Raw genomic sequence first — 12,311 nt, 5'->3', positions numbered from 1 at the left:
GGTACGTGCCCGGTCGCTCAGACGGGCGGGTGCAGGAACTCCTCCGCACGGGGGCGGTGCAGCGCCAGCCACCGCTCCGCGTAGGCCACCGCGTCCGCCACCGGGAACAGCCGCGCCTCGGCCGCGCCCGCCCGGCCCCGCACGACGGGACGGTCCCGCTCGAAGTCGTGACCCAGCTCGTCGAACCGCGCCGAGGAGATCGACACCTCGGTCACCACCTCCCAGCCCGCCGTACCCGGCCGCCCCACCGCGACGAGCGGGGCCGGTATCCGGTATTCGGCGAGGTGGAAGCTGGTGCAGGAGTCGTAGCCGCAGCCGAGCAGCAGCACCCGGGCGCCGAGCGCCTCCAGCCGGGCCAGCGGGCTGCGCTCGCCGAGCCGGCAGTCGGTCGCGTGGCCGTCGACGATCTCGGCGGCGCGCGGCCCGAGCGCCGCGAAGGAGGTCTGTGGGTGCGCGCTGCGCAATGCCCCAGGCCACCTCCGTACGGTCTCCGGGACCACGCCCACCCCACGGGCCGGGGTGATCAGGGGGTCGTACGCGGGCATGGTGGCGCGGATCGTCGCCCACCACTCGGGGGGGACCGGCGGGGCGGACCACACCGCGGGGTCGGAGAGCTCCCCGGACTGCGTCGGGACCACGAGCGTGCCCTGTGGGCCGAGGGCGTCGAGCAAACTGTGGACGACCGTCACGGAGCCTCCGCAGACCCAGCCGAGCGCGCTGAGGGAGGAGTGGACGAGCAGCGTCTCACCCGCCCGCACGCCCAGCGCGCGCAACTGTGCGGCGAGCGCGTCGCGGGTCACGAGAGGGCCGGTCGGAGGGGGTGTGGGCATGGTCCCGGAGTGTTCCTGGCCCGGCGGCGCCACCGGTCGCCCGTGGTCCGATCGATCAAAGATCGTTTCCGCAGGTCGGCTTAGGTAGACCTAAGTGACGCAGGGCACCGGTCCGGGGATCGGCCGCCGCTTGTCAGGCTCTGAGGAATTACGCAACAATGGCGTTGTGAAAAACGTCGGCGAGGCTCGGGAGACCCCCATGGGGGCCCCTCAGGAGGAGCTCGCGACCGGTGAGCGCTCGACGCGCAACCGGGTCGCGCGATCCATCCTGGACCACGGCCCGTCGACCGTCGCCGACCTCGCCGGACGGCTCGGACTCACCCAGGCGGCCGTACGCCGGCACCTGGATGCGCTGGTCGCCGACGACGTGGTCGAGGCACGCGAGCAGCGGGTCTACGGAGCGCGCACTCGCGGCCGCCCCGCCAAGGTGTTCGCCCTGACCGACTGCGGCCGCGACGCCTTCGACCAGTCCTACGACAAGCTCGCCGCCGACGCGCTCCGCTGGATCGCCGAGCGGGAGGGCGGCAGCGAGGCGGTCGCCGCCTTCGCCCGCGCCCGCATGGCCGCCCAGGCGGGCGGGTACCGCGAGGCCGTCGAGTCGGCCGCCCCCGAGAAGCGCGCGGAAGCGCTGGCCAAGGCCCTGAGCGTGGACGGGTACGCTGCAACGGCGCGCAGCGCCCCCACCGGGGAACAGCTGTGCCAGCACCACTGCCCGGTCGCCCATGTCGCCGAGCAGTTTCCGCAGCTGTGCGAGGCCGAGACGGAGATCTTCGCCGAGCTGCTCGGTACGCATGTCCAGCGGCTGGCCACCATCGCGCACGGCGACGGTGTCTGCACGACGTTCATCCCCAAGACTTCCAAGACCGACAACACTGCAAGCACGGCCGGGAGGAACCCCGCATGACTCTCCCCACGGAGACTGCCCACCCCGAACTCGAGGGTCTGGGCAAGTACGAATACGGCTGGGCCGACTCCGACGTAGCCGGTGCCGCAGCGAAGCGCGGCCTGAGCGAGGCTGTCGTCCGCGACATCTCGGACAAGAAGTCCGAGCCGGAGTGGATGACCAAGCTGCGTCTCAAGGGCCTGAAGCTCTTCGAGAAGAAGCCCATGCCGAACTGGGGCTCGGACCTGTCGGGCATCGACTTCGACAACATCAAGTACTTCGTGCGCTCCACGGAGAAGCAGGCGGAGTCCTGGGAGGACCTGCCCGAGGACATCAAGAACACGTACGACAAGCTCGGCATCCCGGAGGCGGAGAAGCAGCGCCTCGTCGCCGGTGTCGCGGCCCAGTACGAGTCGGAGGTCGTCTACCACCAGATCCGCGAGGACCTGGAGGAGCAGGGCGTCATCTTCCTGGACACCGACACCGCGCTGAAGGAGCACCCGGAGCTCTTCAAGGAGTACTTCGGGACCGTCATCCCGGTCGGTGACAACAAGTTCGCGTCGCTGAACACCGCCGTGTGGTCGGGCGGCTCCTTCATCTACGTGCCGCCGGGCGTGCACGTCGAGATCCCGCTGCAGGCCTACTTCCGGATCAACACCGAGAACATGGGCCAGTTCGAGCGGACGCTGATCATCGTCGACGAGGGTGCCTACGTGCACTACGTCGAGGGCTGCACCGCCCCGATCTACAAGTCGGACTCGCTGCACTCCGCGGTCGTCGAGATCATCGTCAAGAAGAACGCCCGCTGCCGGTACACGACCATCCAGAACTGGTCGAACAACGTCTACAACCTGGTCACCAAGCGCGCCGTCGCCTACGAGGGCGCGACCATGGAGTGGGTCGACGGCAACATCGGCTCCAAGGTGACGATGAAGTACCCGGCCGTCTACCTGATGGGCGAGCACGCCAAGGGCGAGACCCTGTCCATCGCCTTCGCGGGCGAGGGGCAGCACCAGGACGCCGGCGCCAAGATGGTCCACATGGCTCCGAACACCTCGTCCAACATCGTCTCCAAGTCGGTGGCGCGCGGTGGCGGCCGTACGTCCTACCGCGGTCTGATCGAGATCGGCGAGGGCGCCCCGGGCTCGAAGTCCAACGTGCTCTGTGACGCGCTGCTCGTCGACACCATCTCCCGCTCGGACACGTACCCGTACGTCGACGTCCGCGAGGACGACGTGTCCATGGGCCACGAGGCGACCGTCTCCAAGGTCTCCGAGGACCAGCTCTTCTACCTGATGAGCCGCGGTCTGAGCGAGTTCGAGGCGATGGCGATGATCGTGCGCGGCTTCGTCGAGCCGATCGCCAAGGAGCTGCCCATGGAGTACGCCCTTGAGCTCAACCGGCTGATCGAGCTGCAGATGGAAGGCGCGGTCGGCTGACGCCCGCCGTCCGGAACAGCAGCAGGCGGCCCGCCCCCGCGGCGGGCCGAAGATCGTAAACGTAGGAAGAGAGCAGACCGACAGCCATGGCTGAGGCTCAGAACTCCCCCAAGTCCTCGACTCCACTCGGACAGGGGGGACCCCCACCGCTGGGTTCCACCACCGCAGGCCAGATCGCGGTGGCCGCCGAGTCGACCGTCGTCTCGCGCATGAGCGCGCCCCCGTCCTTCGACGTGGCGGACTTCCCGGTCCCGCGCGGTCGTGAGGAGGAGTGGCGGTTCACCCCGCTGGAGCGCCTGCGCGGCCTGCACGACGGCACCGCGGTCGCCACCGGCGACGGTGTGCGGATCGAGGTCGAGGCCCCCGCGGGCGTCGTCGTCGAGACCGTCGGCCGCGACGACGCGCGGCTCGGCAAGGCCGGCACCCCGGTGGACCGCGTCGCCGCCCAGGCGTACTCGGCGTTCGAGAAGGCCGGGGTCGTCACCGTCCCCAAGGACACGGTCCTCACCGAGCCCATCCGCATCGCGGTGCACGGCGAGGGCGGGGTCGCCTACGGCCACCAGGTCATCGAACTGGGAGCCTTCGCCGAGGCCGTCGTCGTCATCGACCACACCGGTGACACCGTGCTCGCCGCCAACGTCGACTACCTCCTCGGTGACGGCGCCAAGCTGACCGTCGTCTCCGTCCAGGACTGGGACGACAAGGCCGTGCACGTGGCCCAGCACAACGCCCTCGTCGGACGCGACGCCTCCTTCAAGTCCGTGGTCGTCACCTTCGGCGGTGACGTCGTACGACTGCACCCGCGCGTGCAGTACTCCGGCACCGGCGGCGAGGCCGAGCTCCTCGGCCTGTACTTCACGGACGCCGGGCAGCACCAGGAGCACCGCCTGCTGGTCACCCACAACACCCCGCACTGCAAGTCGAACGCCGTCTACAAGGGCGCGCTCCAGGGCGACGCGGCGCACGCCGTGTGGATCGGCGACGTGCTGATCGAGGCCAGCGCCGAGGGCACGGACACCTACGAGATGAACCGCAACCTGGTCCTCACGGACGGTTCGCGGGTCGACTCGGTGCCGAACCTGGAGATCGAGACCGGCGAGATCGTCGGCGCCGGGCACGCGTCCGCCACCGGCCGCTTCGACGACGAGCAGCTGTTCTACCTGATGGCCCGCGGCATCCCGGAGCAGGAGGCCCGCCGTCTCGTCGTGCGCGGCTTCTTCGCCGAACTGGTCCAGCAGATCGGCGTTCCGGACATCGAGGAACGTCTGCTCACCAAGATCGACGAGGAGCTGGAGGCATCGGTCGGATGACCACCTTCGTACGCGCGTGCGCGCTGAGCGAGCTGGAGGAGGACACCCCGAAGCGGGTGGAACTCGACGGCACGCCGGTGTCCCTCGTGCACACCGAGGGGGAGGTGTTCGCGATCAACGACATCTGCTCCCACGCGAACGTCTCGCTCTCCGAGGGCGAGGTGGAGGACTGCCAGATCGAGTGCTGGCTGCACGGATCGTCGTTCGACCTGCGCACCGGCAAGCCGTCCGGCCTCCCCGCGACGCGCCCCGTCCCCGTATACCCCGTAAAGATCGAAGGGGACGACGTGCTCGTCTCCCTCACCCAGGAGTCCTGAGGCACCCATGGCAACGCTTGAAATCCGAGACCTGCACGTCACCGTCGAGGCCGACAACGCCACGAAGGAGATCCTCAAGGGCGTCGACCTCACCGTGAAGCAGGGCGAGACGCACGCCATCATGGGCCCCAACGGCTCGGGCAAGTCGACCCTCGCCTACTCGCTCGCGGGTCACCCGAAGTACACGATCACCGCCGGAACCGTCACCCTCGACGGCGAGGACGTCCTGGAGATGTCCGTCGACGAGCGCGCCCGCGCCGGCCTGTTCCTCGCGATGCAGTACCCGGTCGAGGTCCCCGGCGTCTCGGTCTCCAACTTCCTGCGCACCTCCGCCACCGCGATCCGCGGCGAGGCCCCCAAGCTGCGCACCTGGGTGAAGGAGGTCAAGGAGGCCATGGAGCGCCTCAACATGGACCCCGCCTTCGCCGAGCGCAACGTCAACGAGGGCTTCTCCGGCGGTGAGAAGAAGCGCCACGAGATCCTCCAGCTGGAGCTGCTCAAGCCGAAGGTCGCGATCCTCGACGAGACCGACTCCGGTCTGGACGTCGACGCGCTGCGCGTGGTCTCCGAGGGCGTCAACCGGGTCCGCGAGACCGGCGAGGTCGGCACCCTGCTGATCACGCACTACACGCGCATCCTGCGCTACATCAAGCCCGACTTCGTCCATGTGTTCTCCGCCGGCCGGATCGTCGAGTCCGGTGGCGCCGAGCTCGCCGACAAGCTGGAGAACGAGGGCTACGAGGCATACGCGAAGCTCGACGAAGTCGACACGAAGGGTGGCGTATCCGCGTGACACAGCTGCCGGGCCTCCTCGACACCGAGGCGATCCGCAAGGACTTCCCCATCCTGGACCGACAGATCCACGACGGCCGGAAGCTCGTGTACCTGGACAACGCGGCGACCTCGCAGAAGCCGCGTCAGGTGCTGGACGCCCTGAACGAGTACTACGAGCGCTACAACGCCAACGTCCACCGCGGTGTGCATGTGCTCGCCGAGGAGGCCACGGCGCTGTACGAGGGCGCGCGCGACAAGGTCGCCGAGTTCGTCAACGCGCCCTCCCGCGACGAGGTGATCTTCACCAAGAACGCCTCGGAGTCACTCAACCTCGTGGCGAACATGCTGGGCTGGGCCGACGAGCCCTACCGCGTGGACCACGAGACCGAGATCGTCATCACGGAGATGGAGCACCACTCCAACATCGTGCCGTGGCAGCTGCTGGCGCAGCGCACGGGCGCGAAGCTGAAGTGGTTCGGCCTGACCGACGACGGCCGGCTCGACCTCTCCAACATCGACGAGATCATCACCGAGAAGACGAAGATCGTCTCCTTCGTGCTGGTCTCCAACATCCTGGGCACCCACAACCCCGTCGAGGCGATAGTGCGCCGCGCGCAGGAGGTCGGCGCGCTGGTCTGCATCGACGCCTCGCAGGCCGCGCCGCACATGCCGCTGGACGTGCAGGCCCTCCAGGCCGACTTCGTGGCCTTCACCGGCCACAAGATGTGCGGCCCGACCGGCATCGGCGTGCTGTGGGGCCGCCAGGAGCTGCTGGAGGACCTTCCTCCGTTCCTCGGCGGCGGCGAGATGATCGAGACGGTGTCGATGCACTCGTCGACGTACGCCCCCGCCCCGCACAAGTTCGAGGCGGGCACCCCGCCGATCGCGCAGGCGGTCGGCCTGGGCGCGGCGATCGACTATCTGAGCGCGATCGGCATGGACAAGATCCTCGCCCATGAGCACGCGCTCACCGAGTACGCGGTCAAGCGCCTGACGGAGGTCCCCGACCTGCGGATCATCGGCCCGACCACGGCCGAGGAGCGCGGCGCCGCGATCTCCTTCACCCTCGGTGACATCCACCCGCACGACGTGGGCCAGGTTCTGGACGAGCAGGGCATCGCGGTCCGCGTGGGGCACCACTGCGCCCGCCCGGTCTGCCTGCGCTACGGAATTCCTGCGACCACGCGAGCGTCGTTCTATCTGTACTCCACGCCGGCCGAGATCGACGCTCTGGTCGACGGTCTGGAGCACGTACGGAACTTCTTCGGCTGAGGGGCGTGCTGAAACGGTGAAACTGGATTCCATGTACCAGGAAGTCATCCTGGACCACTACAAGAACCCTCACGGGCGTGGTCTGCGGGACGGCGACGCCGAGGTACACCATGTGAACCCGACCTGCGGCGACGAGATCACCCTGCGGGTGAGGTACGACGGCTCGACCATCAGCGATGTCTCGTACGAGGGCCAGGGCTGCTCGATCAGCCAGGCCTCGGCCTCCGTACTGAACGAACTCCTCGTCGGCAAGGAGCTTGCCGAGGCGCAGCGGATCCAGGAGACCTTCCTGGAGCTGATGCAGTCCAAGGGGAAGATCGAACCGGACGACGCGATGGAGGACGTCCTGGAGGACGCGGTCGCGTTCGCGGGAGTCTCCAAGTACCCGGCCCGGGTCAAGTGCGCCCTCCTCAGCTGGATGGCGTGGAAGGACGCGACGGCCCAGGCACTGGGTGCCGACGCCGACGCCGAAAGGAAGACGGCATGAGCGAGACCGTGGAGATGAAACCGGCCTCGGAGGAGGAGCTCCGCGAGGCCCTGATGGACGTCGTCGACCCCGAGCTGGGCATCGACGTCGTCAACCTCGGCCTGATCTACGGCATCCACGTCGACGACTCCAACGTGGCGACCGTCGACATGACCCTGACGTCCGCGGCCTGCCCGCTCACCGACGTCATCGAGGACCAGGCCAAGTCCGCCACGGACGGCCTCGTCAGCGAGCTGCGCATCAACTGGGTCTGGATGCCGCCGTGGGGTCCGGACAAGATCACGGACGACGGGCGCGACCAGCTGCGGGCGCTCGGGTTCAACGTCTGAGGTCGGTCTCGCGGGTTTCTTCAGTGGCCCTCGGTGTCATGCCGGGGGCCACTGTCGTATCCGTGGTCGTCATCGTGGTCGTGGTCGTTCCCGTACCCGTGCTCACCGTTGCCGTCGCGTGCTCGCACGACGTGGTCCCCGACGCGTGGGCGGACGCCAGGGCGCTCTTGCCGGCGGTGCGGCCGTGCCCGTCGTGGACCGCCTCCCGCCCGTTGTGTACGGACGTACATAACGTTGCGTACCCTCGTACACATGGGATTCGTTCTGCTCGCCGGCGCCATAGCCGCCGAGGTGGCCGCCACCACCGCCATGAAGTACAGCCACGGCTTCACGCGGCTGGGACCCTCGCTCATCACCGCCGTCGGCTATGTGATCGCGTTCGCGTTGCTGGCGCAGACCCTGAAGACGGTCTCCGTCGGGACGGCGTACGCGATCTGGGCCGGCGTCGGCACCGCGGCGATCGCGGTGATCGGGATGCTGTTCCTGGGGGAGGGGATGAGCGTGGCCAAGGCCGCCGGGATCGCGCTGATCGTCGCGGGCGTCGTGGTGCTCAACCTGGGCGGGTCGCACTGATGGGCCGGCGGTACGACCCCGAGCGGCGGCAGCGGATCATCGACGCGGCGATCCGGGTGGTCGGCGCCAAGGGGATCGCCGGGCTGAGCCACCGGTCCGTCGCGGCGGAGGCCGACGTGCCGCTCGGTTCGACGACGTACCACTTCAAGACGCTGGACGACCTGCTGGTGGCGGCGCTGCGGCAGACGAACGAGGGCTTCGCCGGGCTGGTCGCCGGGCGTGAGTCGCTGACCGACCCGCGGGCCGACCTGCCGGCCGAGCTGGCCGCGCTCCTGGGCGAGTGGCTCGCGGGGGACCGTACGGGGGTGGAGCTGGAGTACGAGCTGTACCTCGCCGCGCTGCGCCGCCCGGCGCTCAGGCCCGTGGCCGCGGAGTGGACCGAGGACGTGGGCGAACACCTGGCCCGGCGCACGGACCCCGCGACCGCGCGGGCGCTGCTGGCGCTGATGGACGGGATCTGCCTGCAGGTGCTGCTGACGGGGGTGGCGTACGACGAGGGGTGGGCCCGGGAGGCGCTGGGGCGGGTCGTGCGTCCCGCGGCCGGCGCAGCCACCCCGCCCGCCGGCTGAGACACCCCCGCGCTGGTTCGCATCCGTGGCCCCCCGCCGGTTAGGTTGCCCTCATGACCGACACGACTGCTCCTCGCACCACCGGCGCCGTGGCCGCCGGCCTTGCCACGATCGCCGCGGACGGCACTGTTCTCGACACCTGGTTCCCCGCGCCCGAGCTGGCCGCCGAACCCGGTCCGGCCGGTACCGAGCGCCTCGACGAGGCGCGCACCGCCGAACTGCTCGGTGAGCACGGCGTCGCGGCCCTCGGCAAGGACGAGGTGCGCGGCGTCCAGGTCGTGGCGGTCCGCACGGTCATCTCCTCGGTCGAGGACAAGCCGCTCGACACCCACGACGCGTACCTGCGCCTCCACCTGCTCTCGCACCGCCTGGTGAAGCCGAACGAGGCGAACCTCGACGGCATCTTCGGCCTGCTCGCCAACGTGGCCTGGACCTCCCTCGGTCCGGTCGCGGTGGACACCCTGGAGACCGTCCGCCTGGCCGCCCGCGCCCGGGGCCTGCACCTGAGCGTGTTCGGTGTCGACAAGTTCCCGCGCATGACCGACTACGTGGCTCCGGCCGGCGTTCGGGTCGCCGACGCCGACCGTGTCCGCCTCGGCGCCCACCTCGCCGCGGGCACCACCGTCATGCACGAGGGCTTCGTCAACTTCAACGGCGGCACCCTCGGCACCTCCATGGTCGAGGGCCGTATCTCGCAGGGCGTCGTGGTCGGCGACGGCTCCGACATCGGCGGCGGCGCGTCGACCATGGGCACCCTGTCCGGCGGCGGCAAGGAGCGGGTCGCCATCGGTGAGCGTTCCCTCGTGGGCGCCGAGGCCGGTATCGGGATCGCGCTCGGCGACGACTGCGTGGTGGAGGCGGGCCTCTACCTCACCGCCGGCACCCGCGTCACCCTGCCCGACGGCCAGATCGTCAAGGCCCGCGAACTCTCCGGCGCCTCCAACATCCTCTTCCGCCGCAACTCCGTCACGGGCACGGTCGAGGCCCGCCCGAACAACGCGGAGTGGGGCGGCCTGAACGACGTACTGCACAGCCACAACTGACGGTCGTCATCGCTCGAAACGATCACTTAAACGGATTACCCTCCGTTACCTCGGAGCGCTCCCGGCAGATGAATCCGGTGGACCCAGTGTCCGGTCAGATGTCGCAACGGTGAGACGAGGACTGAGTGATGACGAACGAGCGGGCGAAGATCGCGGCGCGTCGGCTGGCCGGTGTGGTGGCCGCGGCGACGGTGTGCTGGCTCCCGGCGGGCGTCGCGCACGCCGACGAGAGCAACACGGGATCGCACAACGGTCCGCGGATCGGCCTGGTCAACCTGGGGCAGGTCGACGATCCCGCGGAGGACGTGCTGGAGCACTTCCGGCTGATCGGCAACGAGCGGACGACGGAGAACGGCGCGAGCTGAGCCGTCCGCGCGCCAGGGACAGAGGGCCCGGGGCCCCACCGCCGGCCATGTGTACATGGCCTCCGAGGCGGCAGGGGTCCCGGGCCCTCTTGGTCACGGGGTGTGATCAGATCGCGGGCGCCGGGCGGTCCTCGGGCGAGGACGGTTCCTCGTGCGCGGGCAGCAGGGCCGCGTACGCCGACAGCAGGGCCGCCGTCGTCTCGCGGTCCGCGGAGCGCAGGGGCGGGCGGACCGGGCCGGACGGGAGGCTCAGGGCGGCAAGGAGGGCCTTGGTCGTGACCGTGCCGGGGAGGCCGGCGGACATCATCGCCTCGATGAGTGGCGTGGCCTGCCGCTGGCGGTGGGCCGCTCCCGTCGTGTCGCCCGCGTCGAAGGCGGCGAGCACGGAGTCGATGTGACGGGGGATCACGTTGGCCACCGTGCTGATGCAGCCGGCCGCGCCCACCGCGTACAGGGCAAGGATGTGCTCGTCGCAGCCCGCGTAGTAGGCCAGGTCCGTGCGGGACAGGACCTTCTGGGTGCCGAGGAAGTCGTAGGAGCAGTCCTTGACCGCCACGACGCGCGGGTGTTCCGCGAGCCGGATCAGGGTCTCCGGCTCGATGCGGGTGCCGGTGCGGGCCGGGATGTCGTAGAGCGCGAGCGGCAGTCCGGACGCGTCCGCGATGTCGCGGAAGTGCGCCTCCACGGCGTCCTGCGGGGGCCGGCTGTAGTACGGGGTGACGACCAACGCCCCGTCGGCGCCGGCCTTCTCGGCCTGCAGGGTGAGTTCGGTCGTGTGGCGGGTGTCGGAGGTGCCGACGCCCGCGACGACGGAGGCACGGTCCCCGACCACCTCCCGGACCGCCCGGACGAGCGCCGCCTTCTCGGCGTCGGACGTGGTCGGCGACTCGCCCGTCGTGCCGTTGAGCACCAGCCCGTCGCAGCCCTGTGACACCAGCCGGTCGGCGAGCCGCTGCGCGCCGTCGAGGTCGAGCGCGCCGGCCTCGGTGAGAGGCGTGATCATCGCGCAGAGGGTGCGGCCGAAGGGCCGGGCCGGGGGAGCGGGGTTCGTCATGGGAGGAGTGTCGGCTCGCCGACCGTGTAGCTCCACTTAAATTTGCTACGACGTATTCGTAAGCGTTCGCGGCAGGCGCGTGAGTGGCGTGGTCGGCGGCCCTGTGTTCAACTCCGGCCCTCATGGGCCACCATGGCCGGGACGGTCCACCACCACCTGGTCCTTGGAGGCGTCATGAAGCTCGGCAAGGCACTCGCCACCGGAGTCGCGGAGGAGCGGCCGGCCGCTCACGAGGCGGAGTCCGAACTTCCCGCGGAGATCACGGACTTGGCGGAGTCCGCGCCCGAAGAGGTGCCGGCCGCCCGATGAGGCTGCGGCTTCCGGAGGAACGCCCGACGGAGCCGCCGGCCGGATACAAGATCGCCCACCCGGTGCTGTCGCAGGACGGCACCCGGGCCGGGTTCACCGGGGTGTCGCTGGGCGGCGCGCTGCCGTACGGAGTGCTGGCCGACGCGTCCTGCGTCTACGGTCTGCGGCACGCGGCGCCGCACCGGCGCTGCGACTGCGGTTTCCACTGCGTGCACGACCGCGCCGTGGCCGAGGGACTGCTGTGCACCGCCGAGCACCGTACGGCCGTACTCCTCGAGGTGCTGGTCCTTGGCCGGTACATCCGTTTCGAACGCGGTTTCCGCTACGCCCGCCAGCGGGTGCGCACGGCGACCGCCGGCCCCTGCGCCTGCGGTGCCGCCGCTGCGGCGCTGGCCGCCGCCGGCTGGGGCAGACCCGGCTGGCATGCCCTGGCCCCCTCCTGTGCGGGCTGCCTGCGCGGCCGTACGTCCCTCTCCCTCGCCTCCTTCGCCCGGCTGGCGGGAGAAGGGCTGCGGGTGGTGGCGGGGGCGGCCTCCGGAGGCTTTGAACGATCATCGGGCGGTCACGGTGGGACCGGCCCGGCGTCCGCATCGCAGGCCTCCGGCCCCGGCGTACCCGAACTCGTCGCCGAGGCCGCTTTGTTGCAGGCCCGCCTGGACTGGTTCCAGACCCAGCTCGCCAGGCTCGGCCGGCGCGGGGGCGAGGACGTGGCGAAGGGGTAGGAGGGGGCGGGGCGGGTACCCGGGTGTTTCCGGAC

Annotated in this window: 16 protein-coding genes; 14 read left to right on the top strand and 2 right to left on the bottom strand. The window is 70.2% G+C overall.

The genetic code is table 11. The features are described from left to right. Positions 1-17 precede the first annotated feature (17 nt). Positions 18-830, bottom strand: coding sequence for an aminoglycoside N(3)-acetyltransferase (locus ACFV6X_RS27910; RefSeq protein WP_385387839.1), 813 nt, complete (start codon positions 828-830; stop codon positions 18-20). 166 nt (positions 831-996) lie between these two features. On the opposite strand from ACFV6X_RS27910, the gene ACFV6X_RS27905 reads away from it, so the two are divergent. The 12 genes from ACFV6X_RS27905 (at position 997) to ACFV6X_RS27850 (ending at position 10,191) form a co-directional block, all read left to right on the top strand. Continuing rightward, positions 997-1,734, top strand: a complete 738-nt coding sequence (locus tag ACFV6X_RS27905) for a helix-turn-helix transcriptional regulator (protein ID WP_385387837.1) — start codon at positions 997-999, stop codon at positions 1,732-1,734. Next, positions 1,731-3,152: a Fe-S cluster assembly protein SufB gene (sufB, locus tag ACFV6X_RS27900; protein ID WP_385387835.1), complete on the top strand. Its 1,422-nt coding sequence runs from the start codon at positions 1,731-1,733 to the stop codon at positions 3,150-3,152. The genes ACFV6X_RS27905 and sufB overlap by 4 nt, the downstream gene beginning before the upstream one ends. An 86-nt stretch (positions 3,153-3,238) precedes the next feature. Beyond that, the gene (gene sufD / locus ACFV6X_RS27895; RefSeq protein ID WP_385387833.1) at positions 3,239-4,462 is read left to right on the top strand and encodes a Fe-S cluster assembly protein SufD; all 1,224 of its coding nucleotides are present in this window, start codon (positions 3,239-3,241) and stop codon (positions 4,460-4,462) included. Further along, positions 4,459-4,779: a bifunctional 3-phenylpropionate/cinnamic acid dioxygenase ferredoxin subunit gene (locus ACFV6X_RS27890; protein ID WP_385387832.1), complete on the top strand. Its 321-nt coding sequence runs from the start codon at positions 4,459-4,461 to the stop codon at positions 4,777-4,779. The genes sufD and ACFV6X_RS27890 overlap by 4 nt, the downstream gene beginning before the upstream one ends. A 7-nt stretch (positions 4,780-4,786) precedes the next feature. Further along, positions 4,787-5,572: a Fe-S cluster assembly ATPase SufC gene (gene sufC / locus ACFV6X_RS27885; protein WP_385387830.1), complete on the top strand. Its 786-nt coding sequence runs from the start codon at positions 4,787-4,789 to the stop codon at positions 5,570-5,572. Beyond that, positions 5,569-6,825, top strand: coding sequence for a cysteine desulfurase (locus ACFV6X_RS27880; RefSeq protein WP_385387828.1), 1,257 nt, complete (start codon positions 5,569-5,571; stop codon positions 6,823-6,825). The genes sufC and ACFV6X_RS27880 overlap by 4 nt, the downstream gene beginning before the upstream one ends. A 16-nt stretch (positions 6,826-6,841) precedes the next feature. Further along, positions 6,842-7,312, top strand: coding sequence for a Fe-S cluster assembly sulfur transfer protein SufU (gene sufU, locus ACFV6X_RS27875; RefSeq protein WP_385387826.1), 471 nt, complete (start codon positions 6,842-6,844; stop codon positions 7,310-7,312). Continuing rightward, positions 7,309-7,641 (top strand): metal-sulfur cluster assembly factor, encoded by a 333-nt coding sequence (locus ACFV6X_RS27870; RefSeq protein ID WP_093546390.1) that lies wholly within the window; start codon positions 7,309-7,311, stop codon positions 7,639-7,641. The genes sufU and ACFV6X_RS27870 overlap by 4 nt, the downstream gene beginning before the upstream one ends. 252 nt (positions 7,642-7,893) lie before the next feature. Further along, on the top strand, positions 7,894-8,214 hold the full coding sequence (locus ACFV6X_RS27865) for a DMT family transporter (protein WP_385387824.1): 321 nt from the start codon (positions 7,894-7,896) through the stop codon (positions 8,212-8,214). After that, positions 8,214-8,783, top strand: a complete 570-nt coding sequence (locus ACFV6X_RS27860) for a TetR/AcrR family transcriptional regulator (protein ID WP_385387822.1) — start codon at positions 8,214-8,216, stop codon at positions 8,781-8,783. Before ACFV6X_RS27865 ends, ACFV6X_RS27860 begins: the two co-directional genes overlap by 1 nt. Before the next feature lie 53 nt (positions 8,784-8,836). Continuing rightward, entirely contained in the window at positions 8,837-9,826 is a 990-nt protein-coding gene (gene dapD / locus ACFV6X_RS27855; RefSeq protein WP_385387820.1) for a 2,3,4,5-tetrahydropyridine-2,6-dicarboxylate N-succinyltransferase, read from the top strand. Positions 9,827-9,954: 128 nt separating this feature from the next. Continuing rightward, positions 9,955-10,191: a hypothetical protein gene (locus ACFV6X_RS27850; RefSeq protein WP_385387818.1), complete on the top strand. Its 237-nt coding sequence runs from the start codon at positions 9,955-9,957 to the stop codon at positions 10,189-10,191. A 106-nt stretch (positions 10,192-10,297) separates the two neighbouring features. Here the strand turns inward: ACFV6X_RS27850 and dapA are convergent, their stop codons facing one another. Next, positions 10,298-11,245 (bottom strand): 4-hydroxy-tetrahydrodipicolinate synthase, encoded by a 948-nt coding sequence (dapA, locus tag ACFV6X_RS27845; protein ID WP_385387816.1) that lies wholly within the window; start codon positions 11,243-11,245, stop codon positions 10,298-10,300. 132 nt (positions 11,246-11,377) lie between these two features. Between dapA and ACFV6X_RS27840 the strand changes: the two genes are divergently transcribed. Together ACFV6X_RS27840 and ACFV6X_RS27835 are read left to right on the top strand one after the other, a co-directional pair. After that, positions 11,378-11,554, top strand: a complete 177-nt coding sequence (locus tag ACFV6X_RS27840; RefSeq protein WP_385387814.1) for a hypothetical protein — start codon at positions 11,378-11,380, stop codon at positions 11,552-11,554. Further along, the gene (locus tag ACFV6X_RS27835; protein WP_385387812.1) at positions 11,551-12,276 is read left to right on the top strand and encodes a hypothetical protein; all 726 of its coding nucleotides are present in this window, start codon (positions 11,551-11,553) and stop codon (positions 12,274-12,276) included. The genes ACFV6X_RS27840 and ACFV6X_RS27835 overlap by 4 nt, the downstream gene beginning before the upstream one ends. The last annotated feature ends 35 nt before the right edge of the window (positions 12,277-12,311 follow it).

The organism is Streptomyces sp. NPDC059861, assembly GCF_042731435.1.
Lineage (GTDB): Bacteria > Actinomycetota > Actinomycetes > Streptomycetales > Streptomycetaceae > Streptomyces.
Note: the sequence above shows the minus strand (reverse complement) of the source record. Positions and strands in the feature narration are given on the sequence as shown.

What these genes read in the sequence shown, in the direction of transcription:
- ACFV6X_RS27865 (WP_385387824.1), top strand. Translation starts at nt 7,894, where the DNA reads ATGGGATTCGTTCTGCTCGCCGGCGCCATAGCCGCCGAGGTGGCCGCC.
- ACFV6X_RS27860 (WP_385387822.1), top strand. Translation starts at nt 8,214, where the DNA reads ATGGGCCGGCGGTACGACCCCGAGCGGCGGCAGCGGATCATCGACGCG.
- ACFV6X_RS27870 (WP_093546390.1), top strand. Translation starts at nt 7,309, where the DNA reads ATGAGCGAGACCGTGGAGATGAAACCGGCCTCGGAGGAGGAGCTCCGC.
- ACFV6X_RS27835 (WP_385387812.1), top strand. Translation starts at nt 11,551, where the DNA reads ATGAGGCTGCGGCTTCCGGAGGAACGCCCGACGGAGCCGCCGGCCGGA.
- ACFV6X_RS27840 (WP_385387814.1), top strand. Translation starts at nt 11,378, where the DNA reads ATGGCCGGGACGGTCCACCACCACCTGGTCCTTGGAGGCGTCATGAAG.
- sufC (WP_385387830.1), top strand. Translation starts at nt 4,787, where the DNA reads ATGGCAACGCTTGAAATCCGAGACCTGCACGTCACCGTCGAGGCCGAC.
- ACFV6X_RS27890 (WP_385387832.1), top strand. Translation starts at nt 4,459, where the DNA reads ATGACCACCTTCGTACGCGCGTGCGCGCTGAGCGAGCTGGAGGAGGAC.
- dapD (WP_385387820.1), top strand. Translation starts at nt 8,837, where the DNA reads ATGACCGACACGACTGCTCCTCGCACCACCGGCGCCGTGGCCGCCGGC.
- sufD (WP_385387833.1), top strand. Translation starts at nt 3,239, where the DNA reads ATGGCTGAGGCTCAGAACTCCCCCAAGTCCTCGACTCCACTCGGACAG.
- ACFV6X_RS27850 (WP_385387818.1), top strand. Translation starts at nt 9,955, where the DNA reads ATGACGAACGAGCGGGCGAAGATCGCGGCGCGTCGGCTGGCCGGTGTG.
- sufB (WP_385387835.1), top strand. Translation starts at nt 1,731, where the DNA reads ATGACTCTCCCCACGGAGACTGCCCACCCCGAACTCGAGGGTCTGGGC.
- dapA (WP_385387816.1), bottom strand. Translation starts at nt 11,245, where the DNA reads ATGACGAACCCCGCTCCCCCGGCCCGGCCCTTCGGCCGCACCCTCTGC.
- ACFV6X_RS27910 (WP_385387839.1), bottom strand. Translation starts at nt 830, where the DNA reads ATGCCCACACCCCCTCCGACCGGCCCTCTCGTGACCCGCGACGCGCTC.